Genomic DNA, 26415 nt, shown 5'->3' on the forward strand with positions numbered 1-26415 from the left:
GGCCGCCGACGCGCCGGCCAAGCTCCGCATCAACCCGCGGAAGGAGTGGTACGCCAACGTCGAGGCCGTCGAGGCTCCCGATCCGCACACCGTGGTGTTCCGGCTCAAGCGGCGGCAGCCCTCGCTGGTGGCCATGCTCGCCTCCGGCTACTCGCCGGTGATTCCCGCGCACGTGCCCGTCGCCGAGCACCGATCGCGCTGCGTCGGCACCGGCCCGTTCAAGTTCAAGGAGTGGAAGCGCGGCCACACCGTCGAGCTGACTCGCAATGCCGACTACTTCGTGAAGGGCCGGCCCTACCTCGACGGCGTGCGCTATACCGTGATCGTGGAGCGCGGGACGCGGGTGGCCGCGCTGCAGGCCAACCAGATCGACGTGGCCTATCCCGGCGAGACCACGCTGTCGAGCGCCGAGCAGCTCAAGGGCGCGGTGCCCGGGATGGTCTTCACCGAGACCGCCAGCAACGTGAGCGAGAACCTGCTGCTGAACACGAAGCGGGCGCCGTTCGACAACGTGACGGTCCGGCGCGCGCTGAGCTTCGCGATCGACCGGCGCTCGTACACCCAGACCGTGCATCGGGGCGCCGCGGTCATCGGCGCCTCCCTCGCCCCGAAGCCGTGGGGCGTGTGGGGCCTGCTCGAGAAGGACCTGGGCCAGCTCCCCGGCTACGGCGGCGCCGCGGCCGGCCGCGCCCAGGCTCGGAAGCTCCTCGCGGAGGCGGGGTTTGGCGTGTCCCGGCCCCTCAAGATCGAGGTGGTCACCCGCGCCATCGCGATCTACCTCGACTTCGCCGGCTTCGTGGTGAGCGAGCTCAAGCAGGTCGGCGTCGAGGCGACGCTCAAGCAGATCGACACCGCGCAGTGGCACCCGATGGTGACCCGGCGCGAGTTCCAGATCGGCGCCAACCTCACCGGCCTCGGGTTGGACGATCCCGACGCGAACTTCTACGAGAACTATGCGTGCGGGTCGCCGCGCAACTACGGCGACTACTGCAGCGAGGACGTGAGCCGGCTCATCGAGCAGCAGTCCCAGGAGATCGACCAGACCAGGCGGCTGGCCCTGGTGTGGCAGATCCAGAAGAAGCTCGAGGAGGACGCGGCGCGGCCCACCATGGGCTGGCGCACCGACCGCTTCGTCCACTATCCCTACGTCCGCAACCTGATCCTGAACCAGGTGACGTACAACTGCTGCCGGCTGCAAGAGGTCTGGCTCGACAAGTAGCCGGGACGGGAGCCCGCGGCCGATGCGCCTCGTGTTCTGGAACATCCGCGCGGGAGGCGGCATCCGCGCCGGCGCGATCGCGCGCCAGATCGACGCGTGGGGCGCCGACGCGGTTGCCCTCTGCGAGTTCCGGGGCACGCCGCCCAGCCGGGAGCTGGCGCGAGCCCTGGACGCTCTCGGCCTGACCTACCAGTGCACCACCGCGGACCCGGCGCGGCCGTCCGTCAATGCGATCTTGCTCGCGTCCCGCTGGCCGCTGCGACGCGCGCGTCTCGGCTGCGCGCCGGCCGAGCCGTGCCGCTGGCTCCTCGCCCGCCTTCTCGCGCCCACCCCGGTGACGGTCGGCGTGATGCACGTGCCCAACCGGGTGAGCGGCCGGAAGTATTCCTATCTCGACGCGGTGCTCGCCACCGCGCGGCGCGCCTGGCCGGGACCCGCGCTGTTCCTGGGCGACACCAACTCGGGGCGAATCGACCTGGACGAGCAGGTGCCCGCGTTCAACCGGATCGAGGACGCGTGGATGCGCGGGCTCGACGGCGCCGGATGGACCGACGCGTTCCGCCACGTGCGCGGAGACCGGCGTGCCTACACCTGGTACTCGCCCAATGGGCGGAACGGGTTCCGCATCGACCAGGCGTTCCTGAACGAGGCGCTGCGTCCGCGGCTGCGCGCCTTCCGCTACGACTGGGGCCGGCGCGACCGGCCGGCCAGCGATCACGCCGCGATGGTGCTGGACTTCGCGCGCGGAGCCGCGGCTACCGCGCGGGCGCGCGGCCGGGCGGCGTCTGGTTGGCTTCCTGGCAGGCGCGCTTGAAATCCGGCGCGTTGAGCGAGCAGTCGATCGCGAGGGTGTTGGCCTCGGCAACTCGCCCGGTCTTCCGCAGCAGCCGGATCTTGTGGGGCGTCCAGCGCGGCGCGCCCCCGAACGTCTTCGAGGCCCGGTCCGTCCACTCGAGCGCGGCGGGCACGCTACCACCCGCCTCGTTGAAGACGATCAGGTCCTCGTACACCGCGGGCACCGGATCGCTCGAGCCGAGCGCCCGCTGGAGCGCCTCGATGCCCTCGCGCTGCCGACCCAGCGCAAAGGCGGTGCGGGCCAGCACCCAGTTGGGATAGGCGTCGGGCGCGACCCGTCCCGCCACCGCGCTCCGGGCTAGGGCGTTCGCCTCCTTCGCCTTCCCCGCGTCGAGCAGCTTCTTGGCCTCGAAGGCCTGCCGGTACACGCGCATGACGATCGCCACGTCCGGCCGGCTCTGGACCGCCTTCCAGGGCTCGACCTTCGGTTCCACGAGTGTCCGCGTCCCGTAGTAGCGCTCGAAGTACTGCGCGATGTCCGAGATCCGCTCCTCGGTTTTCGGATGCGCGGCCGAGACCGAGCTGAGGAGCTTCTGATAGGCCACGTTCGCCGCGTCGTTGACGTTGCGCTGCGCGGTCTGCGTCAACTGATCCCAGAAGGCCTGCTCGGTCTGGGCATTGGCCTTCTCCCACGCCTGGAGCTTCTCGAGCATGCCGAGCATCGCCGGTCCGGACTGGCCGGACTCGACGAGGAGATCGAGGCCCAGTTCGTCCGCCTCGCGCTCTTGGCCGCGAGTCCAGGCGGGGGTGATCAGCTTGTCGGTGGCGTCGGTCGCCATCTGCACTTGCTGAAGGGTCTTGGCGTCGCTCTTGGTCACCGTGCTGCGGCCGCTGAGCGCGGTCTTGGTGCCGATGCCGAGCTCGTACAGGGCCTGTCCCTTCTTCTGCATGTCGCCCATGATGTCCGCGTTGTGGTGCTTCAGCAGCACGTGCGACACCTCGTGGGCCAGGATGGCCGCCACCTCGTCCGCGCTGTCCAGGCTCTCCAGCGCGCCCATAGTCAGGTACACGTTGCCGTCTGGCGTCGAGATCGCGTTGAAGATCGGGCTGGCCAGGATCATCACGCGGCCCGGAACCCCGGTCTGGCCCGAGACCGCCACGAGGCGCGCGCGGGTGTCGTTCAAGTACTGCTCGAGCGCGGCCGAGCGCACGAATCCCATACCCTCGCCACGCTGGCGCGCGAGGTCCCGCTCCTCCCCGATGGCCAGCGTCGACGGCTCGTACGGTCCCCGCTTCACGCCGGCCAGCATGCTGGTGCTCTGCTTGCCGCCGAGCCAGGACGGCGCGGTGAGCGAGACCTTGCTCTCGGTCGGACCCGAGCCCGAGCCGGCGCAGCCGGCCAGCGTCAGTACCTCGAGGATCGAGACCCAGCGCACGCAGAAGCTCACTTGCCGCAGCCCTCGCCGACTCCGCGCACGGCGCCGCTCTTGGGCGGGGCACCCGCCACCCGGGCGTTGCACTGACTGTCCTTGTCGACCTTGACCGTCTGGTCGGTGGAGACCGAGAAGGCCTTCACGCAGTAGTTCACGTTGTCACGGACCAGGAGGAAATAGAGCGCGGAGTTCGGATCCTTCCGGGCCGCCCACTTCTGCCCCTCGAACTGCTGCTTCGTGACCGTTACCGGCTGCTCCATCTTGCAGTCCCGGTAGAGCGTCACCGAGTCGGTGCGCAGACCGGTGATGTTGAACTCCTGCCCCCACGCGGTACCGGCCAGCGCGAGGAGGGCGCTCCCCACGATCTCAGGCCACAGCCAGATGCGCCGTTCCCTCATCAGTGTCCTCCTTGTCATCCCCTCGAAGCAGGAAGGTGAAGATGCGATCCGCGATCGGCACCAGCCGCGCCCACTCGCCCCACTGCGCGGGCTCGCGGTAGGCCGCGCGCAGCGCGACGTACTTCTCGGCCACGCGGTTCGCCTCCTTGATCAGATAGCGGGCCGCCTCGAAGAACGCCACGTAGCCGACGATGTTCCGCGGTCCCAGGTTGAAGGGCGGCAGGTAGCACACCACCGCCGAGCAGAGCATCAGCACGCTGGTCACCACGAACAGCCAGTCGCGCGACACCACCGCCTTGTACACGAAGTAGCCGGGCAGCAGGACCAGGAGCAGCCCGTTCTCGAAGCCGGCCACCTTGACGACCCCGAGGAAGGAGGCCAGGACCACCGCCACGATCAGGCCGCCGAGCAAGCACCGGGTGAGGAACCGGACCGGGGCGGACGTCGTCTCGCCCCGCGGGCCGAGGGGACGGGTCGCCACCACGTGGATGAAGGCCAGCATGCCGAAGACCAGCGCGGGCAGCAGGTAAACCCCCGGATTCTTCGGGCGCGCGATCACGGTCAGCGCCAGGCTCGCGATCGCGAGCGCGATCGCGGCCACCTTGACGTACCCCGCGCGCTCCGCCGCGATCACCCCCGACCCGAACAGCCGGCGGGCCGGCAACAGCGGCTCGTCCGCCACCAGCAGCAGGAACACGGTGAACACCAGCAGGATGACGTTTGCGACCCACGAGGCCGGATGCTGCTCGGCCCGCTTGTAGTCGGGACCGTAGGACCGGAGGTTGTCGTAGGCCATGGCGTGCAGGTAGACGCCGGGCAGATCGTCGTAGACCGGCGAAGCCACCCGGTCGCCCGCCATCACGAAGCTCGCCCCGTAGAAGACGGCCTTGTCCCCGACCGCCTGTTTCACGTCCGGGTCGAAGGGGCCGAGCAGGTGCACGACCGAGACGGTGTGGGTATACGGGCACTTCCGCTTCGTGGCCAGCGGATTGTCCCAGAGGGTCATCAGGTCCTCGACGGCGGCGACCAGGCCGACCGCGGCAAGCGGCGGACGGCACTGCATCCACTTCTCGTTGAGCGGGGAGAGGCCGTTGGCCCAGATGATCTCCATCGGCTCGGCGTCGCGCGGCCCGGTCAACGCCCGATCGACCGACCCGACCCGGGCGTGATGCATCGCGAAGGCGGCGCTCGGCATGGACGGCGTGCCCTGACACGGCTCCTGACGGCACGCCGCGTACGTGATCACGCCGCTCACGCCCCGCTCGGCGTCCATCTGCGCATCGACCGGCGTCGCGCATGCGAGCAGCTCCCGCGGGATGCCGCCCGCCGGCCGCGGCGACGGTCCCTCGGCCGGCGGCGCCGCGGCCAGGAACACGGCGACGGTGCGCTGCTCGTCCTGACGGCTATCGCGCAGCCGGCAGATCGCGTGACCGAGCCGCTTCACGTCGTCGGCGGGGCGCGGATCCATGAACGCGAAGTCGATGAACACCGCGGCGGGCCGGTAGGCCGCCAGCGCGTCGAGCACGTCGACGTGACGCTCGTACGGAACCGGGAAGGAGGCGTCGAGCTGGGTCAGGTTCTCTTCGCGGAAGAGCACGACCGCGGTGTCCGCCTGCCCGGTGAGCGGATAGACGTGGCTCACGATGGCGTTGACGATCGCCTGCGACCACGGGGTCAGCTGCAGCGGGAGCCCGTGGTAGATCAAGAGCCACACCCCGGCCGCGGAGAGCAACAAGCCCTGGACGAGGATTCGCATCGTCGCGTTGGGTCGCCAGATGCGGGCGAAGCGGCGAGCCCGGGAAACGGGAAGAGCGGAGGATGCGTCCACAGGGCCTCCACGCAGAAAATGTTCCAACAGTCTAGTCGGATTCGCGCCGGCGTCAAGCGGCCGCGCGGCTTGCGGGCCCCGGCGCCGTGTGCTACACGAATGGGCCACCACCGCGACCGTCGCGTCAGCCAGAAGACCGCACGTGCCCACCCTCCGGACCCATCAGCCCGCTCGCCTCTGGCTCGCCCTCGCGTGGCTGCCCGCCGCAGTCCTGGGCGGCTGTATCACGCAGGACTACGTGCGCACCGCCGGGCAGAGCGCGGCCCGCGGCGCGATGCAGGCGTGAGCGAAGGGATTCCCTCCCTCCAGGAGCCGCTGCGGCAAGCATTGCGCAGGTCGAGACCGAGATGCGGGCGGTCGCGACCCGGTCCATCCTCGCGGCCACGACCACGTTGCGCGACTCTTGAGCGCGACGTGAGCCCGGCCACCCAGCGACTGGCCAAGCGCATGGAATCAAGGGCGCGGCCCAGGTGCGGACGATCCGATCAACCAGGCCGGCTTCGGCCAGCTCACCAGCCACGTGATGCTCCAGGCGGTGCGCGGGGCCAGGCAAGGCATGCCCGAGGGGCTGCCCGACCAGACCCAGGCCGCGCTGATCTCGGCGGTGGTCCTGCGGGGCGCGCTCGTGCTGGGCAGCGGGGCCGCCCTGATGTACTTCTGGTGGCGGTATCAGCAGAGCGCGAAGACGCTCACCATCGTGGCGGAGAGCATCAACCAGCATCAGTCGGGCGCGCTCAAGGAAACGATCAAGAAGAGGAGCGCGCACGACAACTACATCGGCCCCTGGTTCAGCAGCTTCCCGAAGCGCCGCGGGCTCTGACTCGCCCCGCCGGGCTCAGGACCAGCGGGCGATCAGCACATCCAGCACCTGCGGGTCGACCGGCTTGGCGAGGTGGACGTCGAAGCCGGCCGCGCGGCTCTTCACGCGATCGGCCTCCGTCCCGTAGCCGGTGACGGCGACCAGGCGCAGGTCCCGCGTGTCGGCCCGCGCCCGGATCTGGCGCGCCACGTCGTAGCCGCTCATGCCGGGCAGGCCGAGGTCGAGAAACACCACCTCGGGGCGGCCGCGCGCGATCTCCTCCAGCGCACCCGGCCCGTCGTGCGCGGTCTGCACCTCGTGCCCGCGCAGGCGCAGAAACATCGCCAGCGAGTCGGTCGAGTCGGGCTGGTCGTCCACCACCAGGATGCGCCGCGCCGCCCCCGAGCCCTTCGTGACCATCGCGGATGGGGCGGCCGACTCCTCGGCGGCCTCTCCCGGCCCCACGCCGGGCAGGCGCACGGTGAACTCGCTGCCGAGCCCCGGCCCATCGCTGGCGACGTGCACGCGGCCGTCGTGCATCTCCACCAGGCGCCGCACCAGCGTGAGACCGATCCCCAGCCCGCCCTGTCTTCGCTCGAGCGAGCGGTCCGCCTGGGTGAACAGATCGAAGACGCGCGGCAGGAGATCCGTCGAGATGCCCGCGCCGGTGTCGCGCACCGCGATCACCGCGTCGCCGCCATCGCGCCGCGCGGCGACGACGATGCGCCCGCTCTCGTCGCTGTACTTGATCGCGTTGTCGAGCAGGTTGCCCACCACCTGCACCAGCCGCGCCTGATCGCCGTCCACCGACCCCACATCCTCGTCCACCAGGCACTCGAGCGTCTGCTTGCGGCCCTCCGCCGCGGGCTGTGCCATCTCCACCGCCTGCTCGACCACCTCGCGAATCGGTACCGGCGCCCGCTGCAGCGTGATCTTGCCGGAGGTGATCCGGGAGACATCGAGCAGGTCGTCGACCAGGCGGGTCATGAGCCCGACCTGCCGCTCGATCACCTCGGACACCCAGTGCAGGCGGGTGTCGTGGCCCCCGAGCAGCCCCAGGGTGTGCGCGGCGTTACGAATCGGCGCGAGCGGATTGCGCAGCTCGTGGGCCAGCATGGCCAGGAACTCGTCCTTGCGCCGATCGGCCTCCTCGGTGGCCCGCTCCGCCCGCCGCCGCTCGGTGACGTCGCGGAACACCAGCACCACGCCCACGATGCGGCCGCGCCCGTCGCGGATGGGCGCGCCGCTGTCGTCGATCGGCACCTCGCCGCCGGTCCTCGCGATGAGCACGGTGTGGTTGGCGAGGCCCACCACGCCGCCCTGACGGATGACCCTGGTCACCGGGTTCTCGACCGCGTCGCGCGTGGTCTCGTTGACGATGCGGAACACGTCCTCCAGGGGTCGGCCGGTCGCGTCCTCGCCCCAGCCGGTGAGCGTGCGGGCCACCGGGTTCAGCAGGGTGATGCGCCCCTGCGCGTCGGTGACGATCACCCCATCGCCGATGCTGGTGAGCGTGGTGCGAAACCGCTCGCGCTCCGCGTGCACCACGTCCGCCGCGCGCTGCCGCGTCGCCATGTTCGAGGCGAACAGCCAGATCACCATGACCACGAGCAGCAGGCCCAGGCTGAGCGCGATGGCGGTGGTGGCGAGCGCGGTGCGGGCGCTGGTCCGCGATGCGGCCTCGCGGCGCGCGAGCAGCGCGCGCTCCGAGTCCTGCATCTCGCTGATCTGGGCCCGGACCGCGTCCATGACCCGCTTGCCCTCGTCGGTCAGCGAGCTCTGACGCGACGACGGCATGACGCGGGTCTTGTCCGGGTCCGCCTGGTACGTCCCGATCGCGTGCTGCAGCACGTCCAGCCGCTCGGTCACCAGCTGCTCCAGCCGGAGCAGGCGCACCGTCTGGGCCGGATTGTCCGCGATGAGCTCCCGGAGCTGCACGAGCTGGGCCGGCATCCGGGCCACCGCCTGCTCGTGGGGCCCGAGATACCGCAGGTCGCCGGTGAGCAGGTAGCCGCGTTGCCCGGTCTCGGCGTCCTTCAGCGTCGAGAGCACCTGCTCGAGCTTGGCCAGCACTTCCTGGGTGTGCGAGATCCACTGCACGCTGTTCGCGACCTCGCGGATGTTGAAGATCGACAGCGCCGCGTCGGCCACGAGGGCGCAGATCAGCAGGGCGATCGCGACGATCTGCCCGCGGGTCAGGGTCCGGGGCATGCCGGAGAGGCCGCTCCTCAGCGGGCGCCGGTCAGCGCGGGCGCCACCTCGCCCAGGAACCGCTTGAGCTGGCCGCGCTGGTCCCAGGAGGTCAGCCGCAGCGACACGTGGGTGAGCCCCGCCGCCGCGTACTCGCGCAGCTGGGCGATGCACCGGGCCGGGCTGCCCGCCACCGTCCAGCCTTCCACGAAGGCCGGTGAGAACGTGCTCGTGTAGTAGGTGTCGAGGAACGTCTTGCTCTCCTCGAGCGCCTGCTGGCGGTCCTCGTTGATGTTGATGTTGTGGTAGAGCGCGCTCTGCATCGCGTCGGGATCGCGCCCTTCCTCCTTGGTCATCCGCGCGATGCGCGCCCACTGCTCGCGGAACTGCGCCGGGGTCACCTTGTTGGTCATCCAGCCGTCGGCGTAACGGGCCACCCGTCGCAGACCGCGCTCCACCGCCGCGTCCGAGGCGCTGGCGCCGCCTTTCCAGGTGAGCCCGGTGGGATTGCTCGCGATCCAGATCGGGCAGGGCTGCTGCACCGGCCGCGGCTCGATCTTCACGCCCTCGAACTGGTAGAACGCGCCCTGATGCGAGGCCTTCTCGCCGCTCCAGACCTTCCGAAGAATCTGGATGCCTTCCTCGAGCCGGCCGACCCGCTCGCCGGAGCGGACGCCCATCACCTTGTGCTCGAGCGCCTGCGCGGGGCTCTGCTCGTCCGGCCCGCCCAGGCAGACCGCGAGCAGCGCGCGGCCGCCGGACAGCACGTCGAGGCTCGCCCATTGCTGGGCGAACAGCAGCGGATGGCGATGCACGAAGGTGGCCAGGCAGCCGACCGCGAGCCGCATGCGCGACGTGGCGCCGGCCAGCGCCGAGAGCAGGGCCACCGCCTCGAGCCGCGGCTTGGCGAGCAGGCTATCGCCGACCCACAGCGTGTCGAACGCCCCCGAGGCTTCCGCATGCTGCGCCAGCTCGATCAGATCTCGCGCGGGGATCGCGCCGAGCACGACCGCCCGATTGGCCAGGATGAGCCCGAAGGATGCGCGTGGCATGAATGCCCTCCCGGGCCACATTAGGGGTGGCGAGAGAGCACGTCAAGGCCGGAACGTGGTGCCGCGTCCGTCGCCGGGCATGCCGCGTGTTCCGTCGCGAGGCGCCGCGGGCGGCAGTCTGGCTACCGGGAGCGGGAGGGCCGGCGGCGACGCCGCGCGGTCGACTTCGCCTGTCGCGACAGGGCCCGCTTCGAGGCGGCCCGGTGGCCCTCGCGCCGCAGCGCCTTCGTGGTGGCGCGCGACCGCCGCGTCGAGGTGCGTCGGCGGCTCCCGCCGCGCCGGGCCGCGCGAGTGTCCTGCGCCGCCTTGCGCCGCGTTCGGCGCGACGTGCCGCGGCCCGGCGCGGGCAGCTTCACCCCGGCCCGCCGCGCCTTGGACAGACCGATCGCGATGGCCTGCTTGGTGTTGCGCGCGCCGTGCTTGCCCTCGCGAACGTGCTCCATCTCCTCGCGCACGAACTCACCGGCCTGCGTGGTCGGCGCCTTGCCCTCACGCGCGTCGCGACGCGCGCGCTCGATGGTCTTCTTCTCCGGCATGGTCGTGACCTCCTGCCACCATGCGCAGGCCGTGCCACTCGGGCTCGTCGAGCCGTGCGCGCGTCATTCGCAGGGCGCGCCGGCCCGCCCGGGCCCCGCCGAGTGATTCCTACACGGTAAGAGGCACCAGGGGCCCCGTTCGACCGGGCGATTGACCTGACGCGCGCTCCTCGGGTACGGTCTCCCGGGGAGGAGCCGACCGATGAGCCGCGCGTTCAAGGGAGTGATTCCCGCACTGGCCGTTCCGTTCCGGGACGACTACAAGATCGACGAGGACGGCCTCGCCCGCTTCTCGCGGTGGCTGGCCGGCGGCCGGGGCGTCACCGCGCTGATGACCAACGGTCACACCGGAGAAGTCGGCTCGCTGCTGCCCGAGGAGCGCGCCGAGGTCACCCGCATCGTGGCCGACGCGGTCGCGGGCCGGGTGCGCGTGATCTCGGCGGTCTGCTCGGAAGGCACCTTCGAGGCCATCGAGCACGCGCGGGCCGCCGCGCACGCCGGCGCCGACACGATCGACGTCATGCCGTGCCACATGTGGCTGCGCTTCGGAGTGAAGGAGGACGCGGTCTACGAGTACGTGCGGGCCATCGGCGCGGAGAGCGGCCTCGACCTCATCATCCACGTCTATCCGGCCAGCACGAGGGTCGCCTACTCGACGCGGCTGATGACGCGGCTCGCGAGCCTGCCGCAGGTCCGCGGGTTCAAGATGGGCCAGCGCGACCTGGGCAAGTACGAGCGCGACATCCGGGCGCTTCGCGCGGAGGCCCCGCACGTCTCGCTGCTCAACTGCATGGACGAGTACCTGTTCCCGACCTTCGTGCACCAGATGGACGGCACGCTGGTCGGCTGCGCGAGCCTCATCCCCGAGCTGACCTTCGAGCTGATGGATGCGATGCAGGCCGACGACCTGCCCCGCGCGCGGCGGGCCAACGAGCGGATCTGGCCGGTGAAGGAGGCCGTCTACGGCGCGGGCGAGCCGTCGGGTGACGCCCACGCGCGCATGAAGGAAGGCCTCGCCCTGCGCGGTCTGTTCCGGAGCGCGCTCGCGCGGCCGCCCGTGCTCCCTCCCTCCGCGGAGGAGGTGGCGGCCATGAAGGCCGCCCTCGAGGCGAGCGGGGTGCCCCGCATCGATCTCGTCTGACCTGGTTCCTGCTCTCGCTCGGGGCGGCGCTGACCCAGGCCGCGCAGTTCGCGCTCGTCAAGGGGCGGGCGCGCGCGATCCCGCCGCTCGTCATCGTCGCGTGGACGCAGAGCGTGGCCGGCGCGGCGTGGGCGCTCTATTTCGTCGTCTCCGGCCGGCCGTTCGTGTCGCCGGGCACCGACACGTGGTCGGCCATCGTGGCCTCGTGGTTCCTCGTGCTCGGCATGAGCGGGCTGCTCGCGCGAGCCAGCGCGCGCGGTGACATCTCGATCGTCGGACCGATCCTCGCCCTGAGCCCGCTCTTCACGATCGTGCCGGACGCCGCGCTCTCCGGCGGGCTGCCCAGTACGCTCGGCTGGATCGGCCTCGGGTTGTCCCTGGCCGGCACCGTCAGCCTCTCGGGAGGCGACGGCCAGGGCCGGCTCGGCCGTCTGCGGGCGCTCTTCTCGCGACGCGACGCGCTCGACGCCCTGGGCGCCGCGTTCTTCCTGGGTTTCCTCGCCGCGGTGGATCGCTACGGCGCGCTCCGGATCGGCCCGCCCAGCTATCTGGTGTGCGCCCACGGCGGCGCCGCGGTCGTCGCCGCGCTGGTCGCGCTGGCCACCACGCCGCGCGGCTTCGGCGAGAGCTTTTCGCCGCCCAATCTGGTGACGGTGGTGGGCCACGGCGTGCTGGGCGTCACCGGCACCGGCATGCAGACCTCCGCGATGACCCTGGCGCCCGCCGCCTACGTCAACGCGATCCGGCGCATGTCCGCGGTGCTCGCGGTCCTGCTCGGCCGCGCGCTCTTCGGCGAGCCCGACCTCGCCCGCCGTCTCACCGCCGCCCTCCTCGCCTGCGCCGGGGCCGCCTGTCTCCTCCTCGCGTAGCTCGGGGTCAGGTCTTGCACTCGGGGTCAGGTCTTGCATTACGACATTTTCGTGGGAAGCAATGATGTCCCCTTGCGCGACCAAAATGTCGTAATGCAAGACCTGACCCCGAGTCGAAAAATGTCGTAATGCAAGACCTGACCCCGAGTCGAGACCCCCTCAGTACAGGTGGCAGGCGACGAGGCGGCCGGCGGTGGAGCGGAGCACGGGCTCCTCGGTGGCGCAGCGGGCCATGGCGTGCGGGCAGCGCGGATGGAAGCGGCAGCCGGCGGGCGGGCTGAGCGGGCTCGGCACCTCGCCGGAGAGCGCGATCTCCTCGCGCGGCGAGTCGAAGTCGATCGGCAGGGCGGCCGCGAAGAGCGCCTGCGTGTACGGATGCCGCGGCTCGAGCGCGACCGCGTCGGCCGGGCCCCGCTCCACGATCTGCCCCAGGTACATCACCGCGATGACGTGGCTCATGTGCGCGACCGCGGCCAGATCGTGGGCGATGAACAGATACGACACCCCGAGCCGCGCCTGCAGGTCGCGCAGCAGGTTCAGGATCTGAGCGCGAATGGACACGTCGAGCGCGGAGACCGGCTCGTCCAGTACCACCAGGCGCGGCGACAGGGCGAGCGCCCGCGCGATGGCCACGCGCTGCCGCTGGCCGCCGGAGAACTCGTGCGGGTAGAGATCCGCGGCGCGGGCGGGCAGGCTCACCAGATCCAGCAATTCGTGCACGCGCCGGCGCCGGGACGTGGCGTCGATCCGCTCGTTGATCACCAGCGGCTCGGCGATGATGGTGCCCACCCGCATCCGCGGATCGAGCGACGCGTACGGATCCTGGAACACCGCCTGCACCGCGCGTCGGTAGCGCTGCCAGCCGGCCCGACCGAGCGTCAGCACGTTCTCGCCGCCGAAGCGGATGGCCCCCGCGGTCGGCCGCTCGAGACCGAGCACGAGCTTCGAGGTGGTGGTCTTCCCGCAGCCGGACTCGCCGACCACGCCGAGAGTGGCGCCCACGTCGATGCTGAACGAGACCGAATCGACCGCGCGCACCAGCCCGGTGGTCCGCCCCAGCAGCCCGCGGCGCACCGGAAAGTGCTTGGTGAGCCCCTCCACCTCGAGCAGGGCGCTCACCCCGATGCTCCCGGGGACGTCTCGAGCCAGCAGCGCGTCACGTGACCGGCCTCCACCGCCGTCTCGGGCGGCGCCTCCACTCGACACCGCTCCATCACCGACGGGCAGCGCGGCGCGAAGGCGCAGCCGGCCGGCAGGCGGGAGAGGTCCGGCGGCTGCCCCTCGATCGCGGTCAGCCGCTCGCGGCGCACGCCGAGCCGCGGGATCGATTCGAGCAGGGCACGCGTGTAGGGATGCGCGGGCCGCGTGAACAGGTGCCGCACCGGCCCCATCTCCACGATGCGGCCGGCATACATCACCGCCACGCGGTCGCACATGCGGGCCACGATCCCCAGGTTGTGGGTGACGAAGATCAGCGCGAAGCGATGCTGTCGCTGCAGCTCGCGCAGCAGGCCCAGGTACTGGGACTGGATCGTGAGATCGAGGCTCGTGGTCGGCTCGTCGGCGATCAGCAGGCGCGGGGGCGCCGCGATCGCCATCGCCCCCACCACCCGCTGCCGCATGCCCCCGGAGAGCTGGTGCGGGAACGCGCGGAGGCGCTCCCACGGCGACGGGATGCGCACCGCCGCGAGCAGCTCGGCGGCCCGGGCGGTCAGGGCCCGGCCGCGCAGCCGATGATAGAGCGCGACCGGCTCTCGGATCTGCATGCCGATGGAGAACACCGGGTTGAGCGAGCTCATCGGATCCTGGAGGATCATCGCGATCCGGCGGCCCCGGATCGCCTGCATCTCGGCTTCGCTCCGGGCGAGCAGGTCGTCGCCGTCCAGGAGCACCTGCCCACCCAGGATGCGCGCGGCCGGCCGCGGCACGAGCCGGACCAGGCTGAGACAGGTCATGCTCTTGCCGGAGCCGGACTCGCCGACGAGGCCGAGCGTCTCGCCCTCCGCGAGGGCGAACGACACGCCGTCGACCGCCTTGACCGTCCCCCAGCGGGTGACGATGTGGGTGCGGAGGTCACGGACGTCGACGACGGGAGCCGACACGACGGAGGGCGCGCTCAGAGCTGACGCAGCTTGGGGTCGAAGGTGTCGCGCAGCCAGTCGCCGAGCAGATTGAAGGCCAGCACCACGACCAGGATGGCCAGCCCCGGGAACAGCGAAACCCACCACGCGCTGGTCACGAAGTCGCGCCCTTCCGCGATCATCGATCCCCAGGCCGGCGTGGGCGGCGGGATGCCGGCGCCGAGGAACGACAGCGACGCCTCCACGATGATCACGTAGCCGATCTGCAGGGTGACCAGCACGAGCAGGGTGCCGAGCGTGTTGGGCAGCAGATGACGCGTGATGATCCGCCAGGCTCCCGCCCCCGCGATGCGGGCCTGGGCCACGAAATCCAGCTGCATCAGGGTGAGCACCTGTCCGCGGATGACGCGGGCGTAGCGCGCCCACAGGATCACCGCGATCGCCACCACCACGTTGGTGAAGCTGGGCCCGACCGTCACCGCGAGGATGAGCGCGAGCAGGATCACCGGGAACGACATGGTCGCGTCGGTAATGCGCATGAGCACCGCGTCCACCCGGCCGCCGTAGTAGCCCGCGGTGAGCCCCACCGCGGCGCCGAAGGCGCTCGCCAGGAGCACGGTGAGCACGCCGGCGGCCAGCGAGATCCGCGAGCCCCACACGATGCGCGAGAGGAGGTCGCGCCCCAGACGGTCGGTGCCGAGAGCGTGCGCCCAGGTGCCGCCCTCCTCCCACACCGGCGGCTTGAAGCGGTTACGCAGCGACTGCTCTTGCGGGTCGGGCAGCCCGAGCAGCGGGGCCACGATGGCCACGACCAGGAACAGCGCGATGATCCCGAGCGGGACGAGGGGCAGGCGCCAGCCGCGCGCGACGGGCGGAGCCGCGCCGTCCGCCTCGGGCCGCGCGAGGGCCGCCGGCTCAGCGAGCATAGCGAATCCGCGGGTCGATGATCGCGTAGAGGCAGTCCACGCCGAGGTTCACCACCGCCACGATGGCCGCGGTGGTGAGCACCACCGCCTGGATCACCGGGAAGTCGCGCGAGCTGATGCCCTCGTAGGCCAGGCGGCCCAGACCCGGCCACGCGAACACGGTCTCGACCACGATCGCGGTGGTCACCAGGATCGCGAAGTAGATCCCCGCGAAGGTGACCACCGGGATCAGCGCGTTCCGCAGCGCGTGCATCCAGATGACCCGGCGCTCGCTCACCCCCTTCACCCGCGCGAGCTTGACATACTCGGAATCGAGGACCTCGAGCATGCCCGAGCGCAGCAGCCGCATGAGGCCGGCCACCACGAACCAGCCCAGGGTGAAGCCGGGCAGGATGTAGCTCGAGAACCCGCTGATGCCGCCCGCGGGGAGCCACTGCCAGCGGCCGGCCACGAACTCCACGAGGATGATCGCGACCCAGAAGGTGGGCAGCGACTGGCCCAGCACCGAGACGATCTGCGCGGCCCGGTCGACGCCGGTGCCCTTCCGCACCGCCGCCATGATACCGAGCGGGAAGGCCATCGCGAGCGAGACGCCCATGGCGAACGCGGCCAGCTTCAGGGAATTGGGCAGCCGCTCGCGGATCAGCTCGCCGACCGGCCGGCGGGCGCGCAGGGAGATGCCGAAGTCACCGGTGACCGCGCGGCCCACGAACGACAGGTACTGCTCGACGTAGGGCCGGTCGAGGCCCAGATAGCGCCGGGCATTGTCGAAGTCCTCCTGCGAGGCCGACATGGGCAAAATCAGGTAGAGCGGGTCGCCGGTCGCCCGGGCCAGGACGAATACCACGACCGAGACGATGGCCAGGGCGACCAGCGACTGCACCAGACGCGTGGCGATGAAGCGGAGCATCGAGCCGCGGCCGACGCGATGGCCGGTGGGTTATTTGCCGGAAGCCAGGACGTCGAGGAACAGGTCGTACATGACGCTGCCCGGGTTCCAGTTGCCGAGGGTCTTCGACGTCGCGTAGGGCGAGTGCAGGTACACCACCGGCACGCCGTGATGCTCGCTGCGCAGCCGCGCGTAGACGCCGCGGATCAGGGTGTTGATCTTGTCCTTGTCGGTCTGGCGCATGACCTGCGACAGCATGCCGTCGATCTCGGGATCGTTCACGGTGTCGGAGGGCTTGGACAGCGTGTAGGCCTGCTTCTCGAGCAGGGCGTAGGCACCGATCCAGTCCCGGTTGGCGATGTTGAAGTAGCCGACCGCACCGGGCACCGAGCGGTCGAACCACGCCTTGCGGAACGCCGGATAGTCCACCGGGATCAGCTTGGTCTTGATCCCGATCTTCTCCCAGTAGCCGGCCACCGCCTCGGCCATGGTCTTGCCCTCGGGCAGACCGGGCAGCTGGTAGGCGTAGACGTCCAGCGACATGCCCGAGCCCACCCCCGCGTCGGCGAGGAGCTTCTTGGCGCGCGCCGGGTCATAGGGATAGAGCATGTCCGGGGTCTGCTTGAAGCCCACCTCCTTGAACGACCACGAGAGCCCGAGCGGGATCGCGGCCGGCTCGGCCCTGCCGGCGAAGATCGACTGCGCGATCTCGGCGCGATCCAGCGCCAGGTTGAGCGCCTCGCGCACGCGCTTGTCCTTCGTCGGCCCCGTCCGCCCGTCCGGCCCGAGGACCCACCACATGGTGAGGAGCGCCTCCTCGCGGCGGTAGTGGAGCGGGAAGCCCTCCTTCTCCAGCTCCTTCACCCGCTCGCGGCTCACGTCGGCCACGTCGACCTCGCCCCGCCGCAGCAGCGCGATGCGCGTCGCCTCCTCGGGTACCAGCCGGAACGTCATGGTCTTGTACTTGGGCGTGCCGATCCGCCAGTGGTTGTCCACCGCGGCGAGCTTGATGTGCGAGCCGGTGACCTGCTCGACGAACTTGTAGGGTCCGCTGCCGATCGGCTTGCGGGCGAACACGTCGTCGCCCACGGATTCGATGTACTTCTTCGGCGTGACCATGCCCTCGGTGGAGAGCGAGCGCGAGAGATACGTCGGGATGATGAGGGTCGGCTCCTTGGTGACGATCACGACCCGGTCGGGTGCGGGCGTCTCGATGTCCTGGATCAGCGTGCGCAGCGGTCCCGCGTAGCCGGTGGTGGAGCGCTTGCCGATGTTGCGCTGCAGGCTGAACTTCACGTCCTCGGAGGTGACCTCGTCGCCGTTGTGGAACTTGACGTTCTTTCGAAGATAGAAGGTCCATCTCTTGTAGTCCGGGGAGTTCTCCCAGCGCGTGGCCAGCCCGCCGTCGCGCGACGGCTGCCCGTCCGGCGTGGTGCCCACCAGGTAGTCGAAGATCATCGAGAGGTAGTACTTGACGAGGTGGCCGCCCAGCGGCGGATCGAGCACCTCGGTGGAGAAGCTGGAGAGGGCCACCGTCAGCTCGGTCTTCGGCTGGGCCGAGACGCCGCCGGCGAGGACGAATCCCATCAGGGCCAGGATCAGCAGCAACACGGACGCCGTCGCGCTCGCACGCTTCATGTGATCGCTCCTCGTTGTGGTCCGGCTGGGAGATGCGGCTGTCGCCGGACTGTAGCCCGGGAGGTCCCCGGACGGCAAGCCCTCGAGGTCAGGCCTGGGGGGCGCTGGACTTGCGGAGGTCGAGGACCTCGGGGAGCGACGGAGCCTGGCGGGCCAGCTCGAGACGGGTGATGCGGGACAGGTTGCGGACCGTGTCGCGAATCTGCTCGGCGGCCCGGATGACGCGCTCGAGCGAGTGGGCGGTCTCCTCGGAGACCTGCCCGCGGGCGAGCAGCAGCTGCAGGCTCCCGATGATGACGGTGAGCGGATTGTTGATCTCATGAGCGGTAGCGAGCGCGAGCTGGGCCACCGAGCGCAAGGCCTCGGCCTCCACCGCCCGCGCGTCCGACCGCTTGAGATCGGTGATGTCCTGAGCGTGGCCCAGCACGTAGGCGCGGCCGCCGCCGTCCTGGCCCCGCACGTTGCTGTAGGTCCAGACGCGCTCCTCACCCGCGCGCGAGACCACCAGCATGAGGCCCTCGTCGGCCGGCTGGTGCGCGATGCGATCGAGGTATTGCCCGAACATGGACCGGACCGAGGGCGCGAGGAACTCGGCGAGGCTCCGGCCCACCATGTCCTCGGGCGCATAGCCGAGACGGTCCGCGGCCGCGCGGTTGACCGACAGGAGGATGCCGGCCAGGTCGTGCGTGCAGATCAGCCCGCGCCCGGCCTCCACCAGCTCCCGGTACCGGGCGTCCGCGGAATCGACGACGCGCGTCACGGTGGACACGTCAGGCGGGCGAGAAGGCCCGCTTCACCGCGCCGAGCAGGTCGGCCATCCGGAACGGCTTCGCGAGCACCGGCACCCCGCTGTGGCGGAGGAACTCGTCGTACTCCTCGGCTTCCGCGTAGCCGGTGACGAAGACGAGACGGCCGTGCACCGCCGGCCAGCGCCGCTCGACCTCCTCGTAGAGGCCGCGGCCGTCCAGCTTCGGCATCGCGAGATCGCTCACGATCGCCGCGTAGACGTGCTCGGCCAGCAGGCGGAGGGCGTCGGTGCCGTCGACCGCGGTATCCACGTGCTCCCACTCGCCTCTCAAGATCTCGGCTTCCAGCTCGCGAACATTCGTCTCGTCCTCGACCACCAGGATGCGCTGTTGAGGCATCGGCTCATCTCCTCTCGGCGAGCGATTGGCCGGATGATGCCCGGCCACCTTCCGCGCTGCAAGAAGTGCACCAGCGATGCGCCCAGCGAAATCAGGTGGTTGCTACGAGGGATCCGGCCTCCGATTGATGGGAAATGTCAGGGGCCGCGCTTTTTGGCACCCGATCGCGTGTCGGCTTCCTCGATGGAATGGGACTGCGTGAGGCTGGCGTCACGCTTGGCCAGATCGCTCAGCCGCTGGTAGTACCGATGCAGCAGCAGGACCTCCTCCTCGGTCAGATCCTCGACGTTGATCAGCCGGTTGCTCGCGCCCTGCACCGCGGCCACGATCTCGTTGAGCTTGAGATGGATCGCCTGCGAGTCCTTGTTCTGCGAGCGCTGGATCAGGAAGACCATCAGGAACGTGACGATGGTGGTCCCGGTGTTGACGACGAGCTGCCACGTATCCGAGAAGTGGAAGACCGGCCCGAGCAGCGCCCAGATCACCACGACCGCCACCGCGGCGGCAAAGGCCTGCGAGGTGCCGCTCCAGTTTGTCACCCGCCGCGCCATCCGCTCGAGCCATCCGCGGCCGCGGGCCGCTCTCTTCCTCGCCATCGCCGATCCCTTCCTCCGATCCGGCCGCGTCAGCTCAGGGGCCAGCGCGAGCGCGGGAAGCGGATGCCGGTGCGCGCCTGGAGCCGCTCCCCGATCTCCTGCACCTTCGCGAAGAGCCGCGGCTCGTCCACGAAGCGCTGGCGGTAGGCGTCCACCACGACCCGGCCGTCGATCACCACCGTGTGCACGCTCCGGCCGTCCGCGTTGTAGACGAGGTTGTTGAGCGGGTTCCACATCGCCTGCCACTCCGGTCGCAGGACGTCGAAGCACACGAGGTCCGCCTTCTTGCCGGTCTCGATCGAGCCCAGCTCGTCGCCGAGGCCCATCGCCTCCGCCCCGTGCCGCGTGGCCATCTCCAGCGCGGCCTCCGCCGGGACCTGGCGGGTGTCCTGGCGCGCGTCCTTGTACTGGACGGCCGCCATGTTCATGGTCCGCACCATGTCGAGGTGATTCGAGTTGTTGGGCGAGTCGCACCCGAGCGCGATCTTCACCCCGCGCGCGAGGAACTCGGGCATGCGGCCGTGCTCCGGCACCCCGCGCCCGCCTTTGGCCGCGGTCACCGGGCACATCGCGATCGCGGTGCCGGTGCGCGCGATCGAGTCGATCTCGGCCTCGTCGAGCCCCAGGCAGTGGGCGAGGAGCACGTTCGGCCCCATCACCCCGATCGACTCGAGATACGCGGTCGGGGTGTAGCCGTGGCGGGCGATCGAGTCCTGCCGCGGCTTGTTGCCGCTGTTGTGGTGCAGGGTGAGGCCGGTGCGGTGCTCGTCCGCCACCCGCTTGAGCGCCTCCAGCAGGCCGGCGCTGCACGTCTCGTGCGAGAACGGCATCGCCCAGGCCCGGATCCGCCCCTCGAGCCGACCGTTCCACTTGGCGATGAACGAGGTGGTGCGGGCCACCGCCTCCGGCGCGTCGTACCGCGGCAGGGTGAACGGCGCGGGCTGGTCGGTCACGCACTCTCCCAGGATGACGCGCATGCCCGAGTCCTCGTAGGCCTGCAGGCACGCGTCGGGGAACTTCGTGCTGCCCGGGTCGAGGAAGCACACGGTGCCGTTCTTCACCAGCTCGACCAGCCCGAGCAGCGTGGCCTGGTGCTCCTCCTCCTCGGTCATCGCGGACTGGAGATTGAACACGTGCACGAGCGGGCTCGCCTGCTCGTCCGGAAAGATCCCGCGCACCGGGTGCGCGTAGCTGATGTGCATGTGACCGTTGAGGAAGCCGGGCGTGATCACGAGATGCCGACCGTCGATCAGGCGATCGGCCCGCGCGTCGGCCAGGTCGGCGGCCTTGCCGATTCGGCTGAAGCGGTTGCCCTCGACCAGGATCGCGCCGTCCTCGATGATCCGGCGCTGGCGGTCGAGAGTCAGGATGTACCGGGCGTGATCGATCTTGAGCGTGGGCGCTGGCATGGCGGGCCGCCTCCTGAGGACACCGAGTGGTTGACCGCCCGGAGTCTACGCCGCCTGCCCGAGCCTTGTCCATCGCGGCGGGGATGAGGTAAGACCTGACCCGAGCCATGACGCCCGTTCATCTCGCGCTGGCGATCTCCGTGGTGGTGATCTGGGGCGTGGCCTTCGTCGCCACGCGCCTGGCCCTCGACGACTTCTCGCCGCCCGCCCTCACCGCGCTGCGCTTCCTCGTCGCGGCGGTGCCCGTCGCGTTCCTGCCGCGTCCCCGGATCGGCGCGCGCGATCTGATCGTCGTCGGCACGTTCCTGTTCACCGGCCAGTTCCTCTTCCAGTTCTTCGGCATCGCGGCGGGAACGCCACCCGGCCTGGCCGCGGTGGTCGTCCAGACCCAGGGCCTGTTCACCATTCTGTTCTCCGCCCTCGCGCTCGGGGAGCGGCCGACCCGCCGGCAGTGGATCGGCGGCGCGCTGGCTTCGGCGGGTCTGGTGCTCATCGCGACCACGGTGGGCGCCGATCTCACCGCGGTTGGGCTCACGCTGTCCGCGCTCTCGGCCGTGAGCTGGGGGGTGGGCAACGTGCTGGTGAAGCGGCTGCCGCCGCCCATCGACGTCCTGGGGCTGATGGTGTGGATGAGCCTCGTGCCGCCGCTGCCCGCCCTGCTGCTCGCGGCCTGGCTCGACGGTCCCCGCGCGCTTGCGCGGGCGATACCCGGCGCGTCGTGGCTCGGTCTCGGCGCGGTCCTGTACCTGGGCGTGGTGGCCACCATCGTGGGCTACGCGATCTGGGGCCGGCTCCTGCGCCGCTACCCGGCGGGCACCGTCGCGCCGTTCGCGCTGCTCGTGCCCTTCGTCGCCGCGCTGGGCTCCTCGCTGGCGTTCGGCGAGCGCTTCGGGGCGCCGAGGCTCGCGGGCATGGCCCTGGCGCTGGTGGGCCTCGCGGTGATCGTCACCGCGCGCTCCGCCCCGACGACCGACCCGGCCGCCGCTTCCCGGTAAACCTTACGGCGCGGCCGACGCCTCGGGCACGCGCCCGGCGCATTCGGCGCGCCGGGGACGCGATCCGCCGGTTGCACGAGAAATGCTACGTCGGTCCGCCAAGGAGGTCGACCCCATGCTCACCCCGGCCAGCGCATTCAAAGGGCTCGCGATCGCGGCCACCGACGGAGACGTCGGCAGCGTTCGCGATCTGTACTTCGACGACCTCACGTGGACCGTGCGCTACCTGGTGGTCGACACCGGGAGCTGGCTGGCCGGACGTCAGGTGCTGATCTCCCCGCTCTCCGTGCGAGGGGAGAGCCAGGGCGATCGGGTGGCGGTGAACGTCTCGCGCGCGCAGGTGGAGAACAGCCCGTCCGTCGACACGGACAAGCCGGTCGACCGCCAGCAGGAGGAAGCCCTCGCGCGCTACTACGATCAGCGCTTCTATTGGGAAGGCCCGTATCGCTGGGGGCTGCTCGCGTATCCCGGCATGCCGCCGACCCCGGCGGACGCGGTGCCCATCTCGCCCGAGCTGGTGCCCGCCGATCTCGCCGCGCGCGAGATGGCCCCGACCGGCGACCCGACGCTGCGCAGCACCCGCGACGTCAGCGGCTATTCGATCGCGGCGCGCGACGGCGACATCGGCCACGTCGAAGACTTCCTCGTCGACGGACGCGCGTGGGCGATTCGCTACATGGTGGTCGACACCCGCAACTGGTGGCCGGGCAAGAAGGTGGTGCTCTCACCCGAGTGGATCACCACGGTGAGCTGGCCGGACTCGACCGTCCGCGTCGATTCGACCCGGGACGCGATCAAGGCAGCTCCCGAGTACGATCCGGCCCGCCCGTTCGAGCGCGACTACGAGCGGCGGCTCTTCGAGCACCACGGCCGGCGCAAGTACTGGGAGTGGGAGAACCGCTGAGCGCGTCAACGAAACGAACACCCGGTAGCGGTTACCGGGAAGAAAATTCTGTCGCGGCGTCTCGTGCCTGGCGATTCGACGTCGTGAGCGGCCGATTGTCGCGCACTCAACCGAGACGTCCTTGGCACATCGCTTGCTCCTCTCGGCGGAGCTTGGCAACTCTATGAAGAAGCGGGACGGGCGTCGCGAGCACCTCGTGCATTTCTACGAGGACGATGGACTGCTGATCGACCGCCTCGGCGAGTTCGTGGCCAGCGGCCTCAAGGCCGGCGACGCAGCGCTCATCATCGCGACGGCCGAGCATCGCGCCGGCCTCGACGAGCGCCTGCGCGCACTGGGCTGGGACGTGGACGAGGCCACCGCGACGGGGCAATTCCTCACGGTGGACGCCGCCGGCACCCTGGCCCGCATCGTCGTGGACGGCGCGCCCGACGAGGGCCGCTTCCGCGACGTCGTCGGCGAGCTGCTGGGCCGGGTCGGCGGCGGCGGGCCCACGCGCGTGTTCGGAGAGATGGTCGGGCTGCTCCTGAGCGCGGGCAACGCCCCCGCGACGATCCGGCTCGAAGAGCTCTGGAATCAGCTGCTCGCGGAGCGTTCGTTCAGTCTCTTCTGCGCGTATCCGATGCGCCAACTCGGCGGGCAGCAGTTCGCCGAGCCGGTGGACGCGGTTTGCCGGCAGCACGACCACATCGTGCCCGCGGAGAGCTACCCGCGCGACGAGCCCCCGCGAGGGCGCCGGAGCGCCATCGTGGCCCTGCAGCAGCAGGCCTCCTCGCTACGGGCGGAAGTGGCGGAGCGCAGTGCAGTGGAGACGGCCCTCCGCGCGGTGACCGCGGAGCTGGAGGAGCAGGTCGCGGATCTGCGCCGGCTGCACGAGATGAGCGCGCGCCTCACCAGCACGCTCGACCTGGAGCCGCTGCTACGCGAGGTGCTCGACGCGGTGCTGGCGGTCCAGGGCACGGGCATGGGCCTCCTCGCCCTGTGCGATCCGGAGACGCCGCTGACCCTGCGGGTACATCGCGGGTTCGACGAGGCCTTCGTGGAGGAGATCGAGCGCGTGCCGTTCGGAGGCGGCGCGTGGGGCATCGCCTACACCGAGCGCCGGCCGGTGGTGGTCGAGGACACCGAGACCGACCCGGTCTTCGCCCCCTACCGCGATGCGGCCCGGCGCGCCGGCTTCCGCGCGTGCCAGAGCACGCCGCTGTTCACGCGCGGCGGAGACGTGATCGGCGTCCTCTCGGTGCACTTCGGGGCGCCGCGGCGCGCCGCCGAATCCGAGACGCGCCTGATCGATCTATACGTCCGGATCGCGGCCGACGCCATCGAGAACGCCCAGCTCCACGAGCGGCTCCAGAAGGAGCTGGACGAGCGCCGCGAGTCGCTGGCCCGGGAGCACACGGCGCGGGCGCAGGCCGAGATCGCCAACCGCATGAAGGACGAGTTCCTGGCCAACGTGTCCCACGAGCTGCGCACGCCCCTCAACGCGGTTCTCGGCTGGGCCCATATTCTCCGGACCGGCCGGCCCGATGAGGCCACGCTGGCGCGGGGCGTCGAGGTCATCGAGCGCAACGCGCAGGCGCAAGCCAAGCTCATCGAGGACATCCTCGATGCCTCCCGGGCGATTACCGGCACGCTCAGCATCAGCCGGAGCGCGGTGGACCTGGGTGCGGTGATCAACGCGGCCACCGACTCGGTGCGCACGGCGGCCCAGCACAAGGGCATCGCCCTGACCGTGATCCTCGACCCGATCGCCCGCCACGTCAACGGCGACGCGGGACGGCTCCAGCAGGCGGTGTGGAACCTGCTGTCCAACGCGATCAAGTTCACCCATCGCGGCGGCAAGGTCGAGGTGCGCCTCGCCCGTACCGACGGACACGCGCGGATCACGGTGACCGACACCGGGGAAGGCATCCCGAGCGACTTCCTGCCGTTCGTGTTCGAGCGGTTCCGGCAGGGGGATCCCACGATCACCCGGCGGCACGGCGGCCTCGGCCTCGGGCTCACCATCGTGCGGCACCTGGTGGAGCTGCACGGAGGCAGCGTCCACGCGGAGAGCGCGGGGGAGGGCTACGGCACCACGGTGGGACTGGACCTGCCGCTCGACAGAGCCGGCGAGGCGGAGGTGGCCGGTACCTCAGCGCCCGCCCCGCCGCTGCGGGGCGTGCAGGTGCTCGTGGTCGACGACGATCACGACGCGCTCGACATGCTGGCGCGCCTCCTGACCGACGCCGGCGCGGCGGTGCGCACCGCCGCCTCCGCCACCGAGGCCATGAGCCTGCTGCGCTGGATCCGGCCCGACGTGCTCGTCTCCGATCTCGCGATGCCGGACGAGGACGGCTACTCGCTCATCCGCAACGTTCGCGCCGCCGAGCGCGGGACCGACCGCGAGACCCCCGCGGTCGCGCTCACCGCCTACGTGCGGCTACAGGATCGGGCCCGAGCGGTGGCGGCCGGCTTCAACATGTTCGTGGAGAAGCCGGTGGATCCGGACGAGCTGATCTCGGTGATCGGCGGCATCGTGGATTCGCGCGGCGGGCCACGGGAGGAGCGGCGCGCCCGCTCCGACGCGCCGGCGCACTAGATCGACTCGCGGCGGCGCACGCACCGCGGCCTGCCCGGGGAACCGGGCAGGCCGTGTCGTATCGGCCGACTCGGACTCAGGTGTCTAGCTGGACCGGGCGGCCGAGCGTGTCGTCCTCATCGTCCTCGTCATCGCCGATCCGCTCGTCCTCGGGAGCCAGATCTTCCGCCTGCTCCTCGCCGGTCAGCGGCTCCGGCCGACGGGTCATCTCCTCCTCCGCCCGATTGCGTGGGTCCATGGCGCGCTCCTCTCCGGCCCTAGCGCCGGCCCGCCTTCTCGTCGTGCATCTCGCTCATCTCCTGCCCGGCCTTCGCCAGCCGGCCCGCGTCCCACACCTGGCCGATGCGCGGGAAGATCTCGCCTTCCTCCTGTTTGATGTGGTTTTCGAGCGCGGAATGAATCTGGCGCACGGTACCGAGCCACGCGTCGCCCGCGGGGTCCAGCTGCTCGGTCTGCTTGATCATGCCTTCGACCCCGGCGACCTCCTCCTCGTGGCGGTCCGAGACCCATTCCGAGAGCCGGGGGTCCGAGGGCTGCTCCTCCTCGATGGGACCGTAGAGACAGGCCTCCTCGATCGCCTCGTGGGCCTTCAGCTCCGGCTGGAGCTCTTTCCAGAGCGCGCCCCGCTGGTCGGGCGACGCCCCCAGCAGCTTGGCGAACGCCGCCTTCGCCTTCTGGTGCTCGTGCTTGAGAAACTGGATCGCGTCCATGGGGGATCCTCCTTGCCGCAAGGAGGAAAGCAAGGGCTGTGCAAGCCGAGCGCAGCGGGAAGAGTCACGCTCCCGGGGGGGAATGCGTCGATGCGGCGAGAAGGACAGTAAGGCTTACCCGGAAAACTTCGGCACCGGGTGATCCCGGGCACGAAGCGCGGCGGCGCGCACGTCTCCATGTGCTCCTCGTCAGCGGCCAGGCTCACCGCCGGTCCGCCGGCACCTCGAAGCCGAAGAAGCGCGCGGCGTTGAGCCCGAGCACGTTGGCCCGGGCGGGCTCC

General features: G+C 70.8%; 26 protein-coding genes. 9 read left to right on the forward strand and 17 right to left on the reverse strand.

Going from position 1 to position 26415, the window contains the following annotated elements:
• A partial coding sequence (locus VKN16_21715; protein ID HME96829.1) for an ABC transporter substrate-binding protein occupies positions 1–1219 on the forward strand: 1219 nt, incomplete at its 5' end.
• Between the two features lie 22 nt (positions 1220–1241).
• Positions 1242–2033 carry an endonuclease/exonuclease/phosphatase family protein gene (locus VKN16_21720; GenBank protein ID HME96830.1) on the forward strand — a complete coding sequence of 264 codons (792 nt, stop codon included), beginning with the start codon at positions 1242–1244 and terminating at the stop codon, positions 2031–2033.
• On the opposite strand, the gene VKN16_21725 is transcribed toward VKN16_21720, so the two are convergent.
• Genes VKN16_21725 through VKN16_21735 form a run of 3 tightly spaced genes read right to left on the reverse strand, consistent with a single transcriptional unit; the run spans position 1975 to position 5601 of the window.
• Positions 1975–3462 (reverse strand): M48 family metalloprotease, encoded by a 1488-nt coding sequence (locus VKN16_21725; protein ID HME96831.1) that lies wholly within the window; start codon positions 3460–3462, stop codon positions 1975–1977. The two genes, VKN16_21720 and VKN16_21725, sit on opposite strands and share 59 nt — an antisense overlap.
• Entirely contained in the window at positions 3459–3845 is a 387-nt protein-coding gene (locus tag VKN16_21730) for a hypothetical protein (protein ID HME96832.1), read from the reverse strand. Before VKN16_21730 ends, VKN16_21725 begins: the two co-directional genes overlap by 4 nt.
• Positions 3814–5601 carry a CHASE2 domain-containing protein gene (locus VKN16_21735; protein HME96833.1) on the reverse strand — a complete coding sequence of 596 codons (1788 nt, stop codon included), beginning with the start codon at positions 5599–5601 and terminating at the stop codon, positions 3814–3816. Before VKN16_21735 ends, VKN16_21730 begins: the two co-directional genes overlap by 32 nt.
• Positions 5602–5815: 214 nt before the next feature.
• On the opposite strand from VKN16_21735, the gene VKN16_21740 reads away from it, so the two are divergent.
• Complete coding sequence (locus VKN16_21740; protein ID HME96834.1) at positions 5816–5959, forward strand: hypothetical protein; 144 nt, start codon at positions 5816–5818, stop codon at positions 5957–5959.
• A 237-nt stretch (positions 5960–6196) separates the two neighbouring features.
• Positions 6197–6493, forward strand: coding sequence for a hypothetical protein (locus VKN16_21745; protein HME96835.1), 297 nt, complete (start codon positions 6197–6199; stop codon positions 6491–6493).
• A 15-nt stretch (positions 6494–6508) separates the two neighbouring features.
• On the opposite strand, the gene VKN16_21750 is transcribed toward VKN16_21745, so the two are convergent.
• The 3 genes from VKN16_21750 to VKN16_21760 all read right to left on the reverse strand — a co-directional run bounded on the left by VKN16_21750 (position 6509) and on the right by VKN16_21760 (position 10250).
• The gene (locus VKN16_21750; GenBank protein HME96836.1) at positions 6509–8683 is read right to left on the reverse strand and encodes a CHASE3 domain-containing protein; all 2175 of its coding nucleotides are present in this window, start codon (positions 8681–8683) and stop codon (positions 6509–6511) included.
• A 17-nt stretch (positions 8684–8700) separates the two neighbouring features.
• Positions 8701–9714 (reverse strand): LLM class flavin-dependent oxidoreductase, encoded by a 1014-nt coding sequence (locus tag VKN16_21755; GenBank protein HME96837.1) that lies wholly within the window; start codon positions 9712–9714, stop codon positions 8701–8703.
• A gap of 122 nt (positions 9715–9836) precedes the next feature.
• Entirely contained in the window at positions 9837–10250 is a 414-nt protein-coding gene (locus tag VKN16_21760) for a DUF6496 domain-containing protein (GenBank protein ID HME96838.1), read from the reverse strand.
• Positions 10251–10452: 202 nt separating this feature from the next.
• Here VKN16_21760 and VKN16_21765 point away from each other — a divergent pair, with 202 nt between their 5' ends.
• A complete protein-coding gene (locus tag VKN16_21765; protein ID HME96839.1) occupies positions 10453–11391 on the forward strand; it encodes a dihydrodipicolinate synthase family protein in 939 nt (312 codons plus the stop codon).
• An 8-nt stretch (positions 11392–11399) separates the two neighbouring features.
• Positions 11400–12260, forward strand: a complete 861-nt coding sequence (locus VKN16_21770; protein ID HME96840.1) for a DMT family transporter — start codon at positions 11400–11402, stop codon at positions 12258–12260.
• A gap of 159 nt (positions 12261–12419) precedes the next feature.
• Here the strand turns inward: VKN16_21770 and VKN16_21775 are convergent, their stop codons facing one another.
• From VKN16_21775 to VKN16_21815, 9 genes are all read right to left on the reverse strand, one after another.
• Entirely contained in the window at positions 12420–13379 is a 960-nt protein-coding gene (locus tag VKN16_21775; GenBank protein ID HME96841.1) for a dipeptide ABC transporter ATP-binding protein, read from the reverse strand.
• Positions 13376–14362 carry an ABC transporter ATP-binding protein gene (locus VKN16_21780; protein HME96842.1) on the reverse strand — a complete coding sequence of 329 codons (987 nt, stop codon included), beginning with the start codon at positions 14360–14362 and terminating at the stop codon, positions 13376–13378. The genes VKN16_21775 and VKN16_21780 overlap by 4 nt, the downstream gene beginning before the upstream one ends.
• A 14-nt stretch (positions 14363–14376) precedes the next feature.
• Positions 14377–15267: an ABC transporter permease gene (locus tag VKN16_21785; GenBank protein HME96843.1), complete on the reverse strand. Its 891-nt coding sequence runs from the start codon at positions 15265–15267 to the stop codon at positions 14377–14379.
• The gene (locus VKN16_21790) at positions 15257–16177 is read right to left on the reverse strand and encodes an ABC transporter permease (GenBank protein HME96844.1); all 921 of its coding nucleotides are present in this window, start codon (positions 16175–16177) and stop codon (positions 15257–15259) included. The genes VKN16_21785 and VKN16_21790 overlap by 11 nt, the downstream gene beginning before the upstream one ends.
• 30 nt (positions 16178–16207) lie before the next feature.
• Positions 16208–17794 carry an ABC transporter substrate-binding protein gene (locus VKN16_21795; protein ID HME96845.1) on the reverse strand — a complete coding sequence of 529 codons (1587 nt, stop codon included), beginning with the start codon at positions 17792–17794 and terminating at the stop codon, positions 16208–16210.
• Between the two features lie 88 nt (positions 17795–17882).
• A complete protein-coding gene (locus tag VKN16_21800) occupies positions 17883–18554 on the reverse strand; it encodes a PAS domain S-box protein (protein HME96846.1) in 672 nt (223 codons plus the stop codon).
• 10 nt (positions 18555–18564) lie between these two features.
• A complete protein-coding gene (locus VKN16_21805; protein HME96847.1) occupies positions 18565–18939 on the reverse strand; it encodes a response regulator in 375 nt (124 codons plus the stop codon).
• A gap of 137 nt (positions 18940–19076) precedes the next feature.
• Complete coding sequence (locus tag VKN16_21810) at positions 19077–19535, reverse strand: low affinity iron permease family protein (GenBank protein ID HME96848.1); 459 nt, start codon at positions 19533–19535, stop codon at positions 19077–19079.
• A gap of 29 nt (positions 19536–19564) precedes the next feature.
• On the reverse strand, positions 19565–20944 hold the full coding sequence (locus VKN16_21815; protein HME96849.1) for an amidohydrolase family protein: 1380 nt from the start codon (positions 20942–20944) through the stop codon (positions 19565–19567).
• A 107-nt stretch (positions 20945–21051) separates the two neighbouring features.
• On the opposite strand from VKN16_21815, the gene VKN16_21820 reads away from it, so the two are divergent.
• From VKN16_21820 to VKN16_21830, 3 genes are all read left to right on the forward strand, one after another.
• Complete coding sequence (locus VKN16_21820; protein ID HME96850.1) at positions 21052–21939, forward strand: EamA family transporter; 888 nt, start codon at positions 21052–21054, stop codon at positions 21937–21939.
• Between the two features lie 115 nt (positions 21940–22054).
• Complete coding sequence (locus VKN16_21825; protein ID HME96851.1) at positions 22055–22843, forward strand: PRC-barrel domain-containing protein; 789 nt, start codon at positions 22055–22057, stop codon at positions 22841–22843.
• Between the two features lie 163 nt (positions 22844–23006).
• The gene (locus VKN16_21830) at positions 23007–25424 is read left to right on the forward strand and encodes an ATP-binding protein (protein HME96852.1); all 2418 of its coding nucleotides are present in this window, start codon (positions 23007–23009) and stop codon (positions 25422–25424) included.
• Between the two features lie 76 nt (positions 25425–25500).
• Here the strand turns inward: VKN16_21830 and VKN16_21835 are convergent, their stop codons facing one another.
• Together VKN16_21835 and VKN16_21840 are read right to left on the reverse strand one after the other, a co-directional pair.
• Positions 25501–25662, reverse strand: coding sequence for a hypothetical protein (locus tag VKN16_21835; protein ID HME96853.1), 162 nt, complete (start codon positions 25660–25662; stop codon positions 25501–25503).
• 19 nt (positions 25663–25681) lie between these two features.
• Positions 25682–26134, reverse strand: coding sequence for a hemerythrin domain-containing protein (locus VKN16_21840; GenBank protein ID HME96854.1), 453 nt, complete (start codon positions 26132–26134; stop codon positions 25682–25684).
• Positions 26135–26415: the final 281 nt, after the last annotated feature.

The organism is Candidatus Methylomirabilota bacterium, assembly GCA_035315345.1.
Classification (GTDB): domain Bacteria; phylum Methylomirabilota; class Methylomirabilia; order Rokubacteriales; family CSP1-6; genus CAMLFJ01.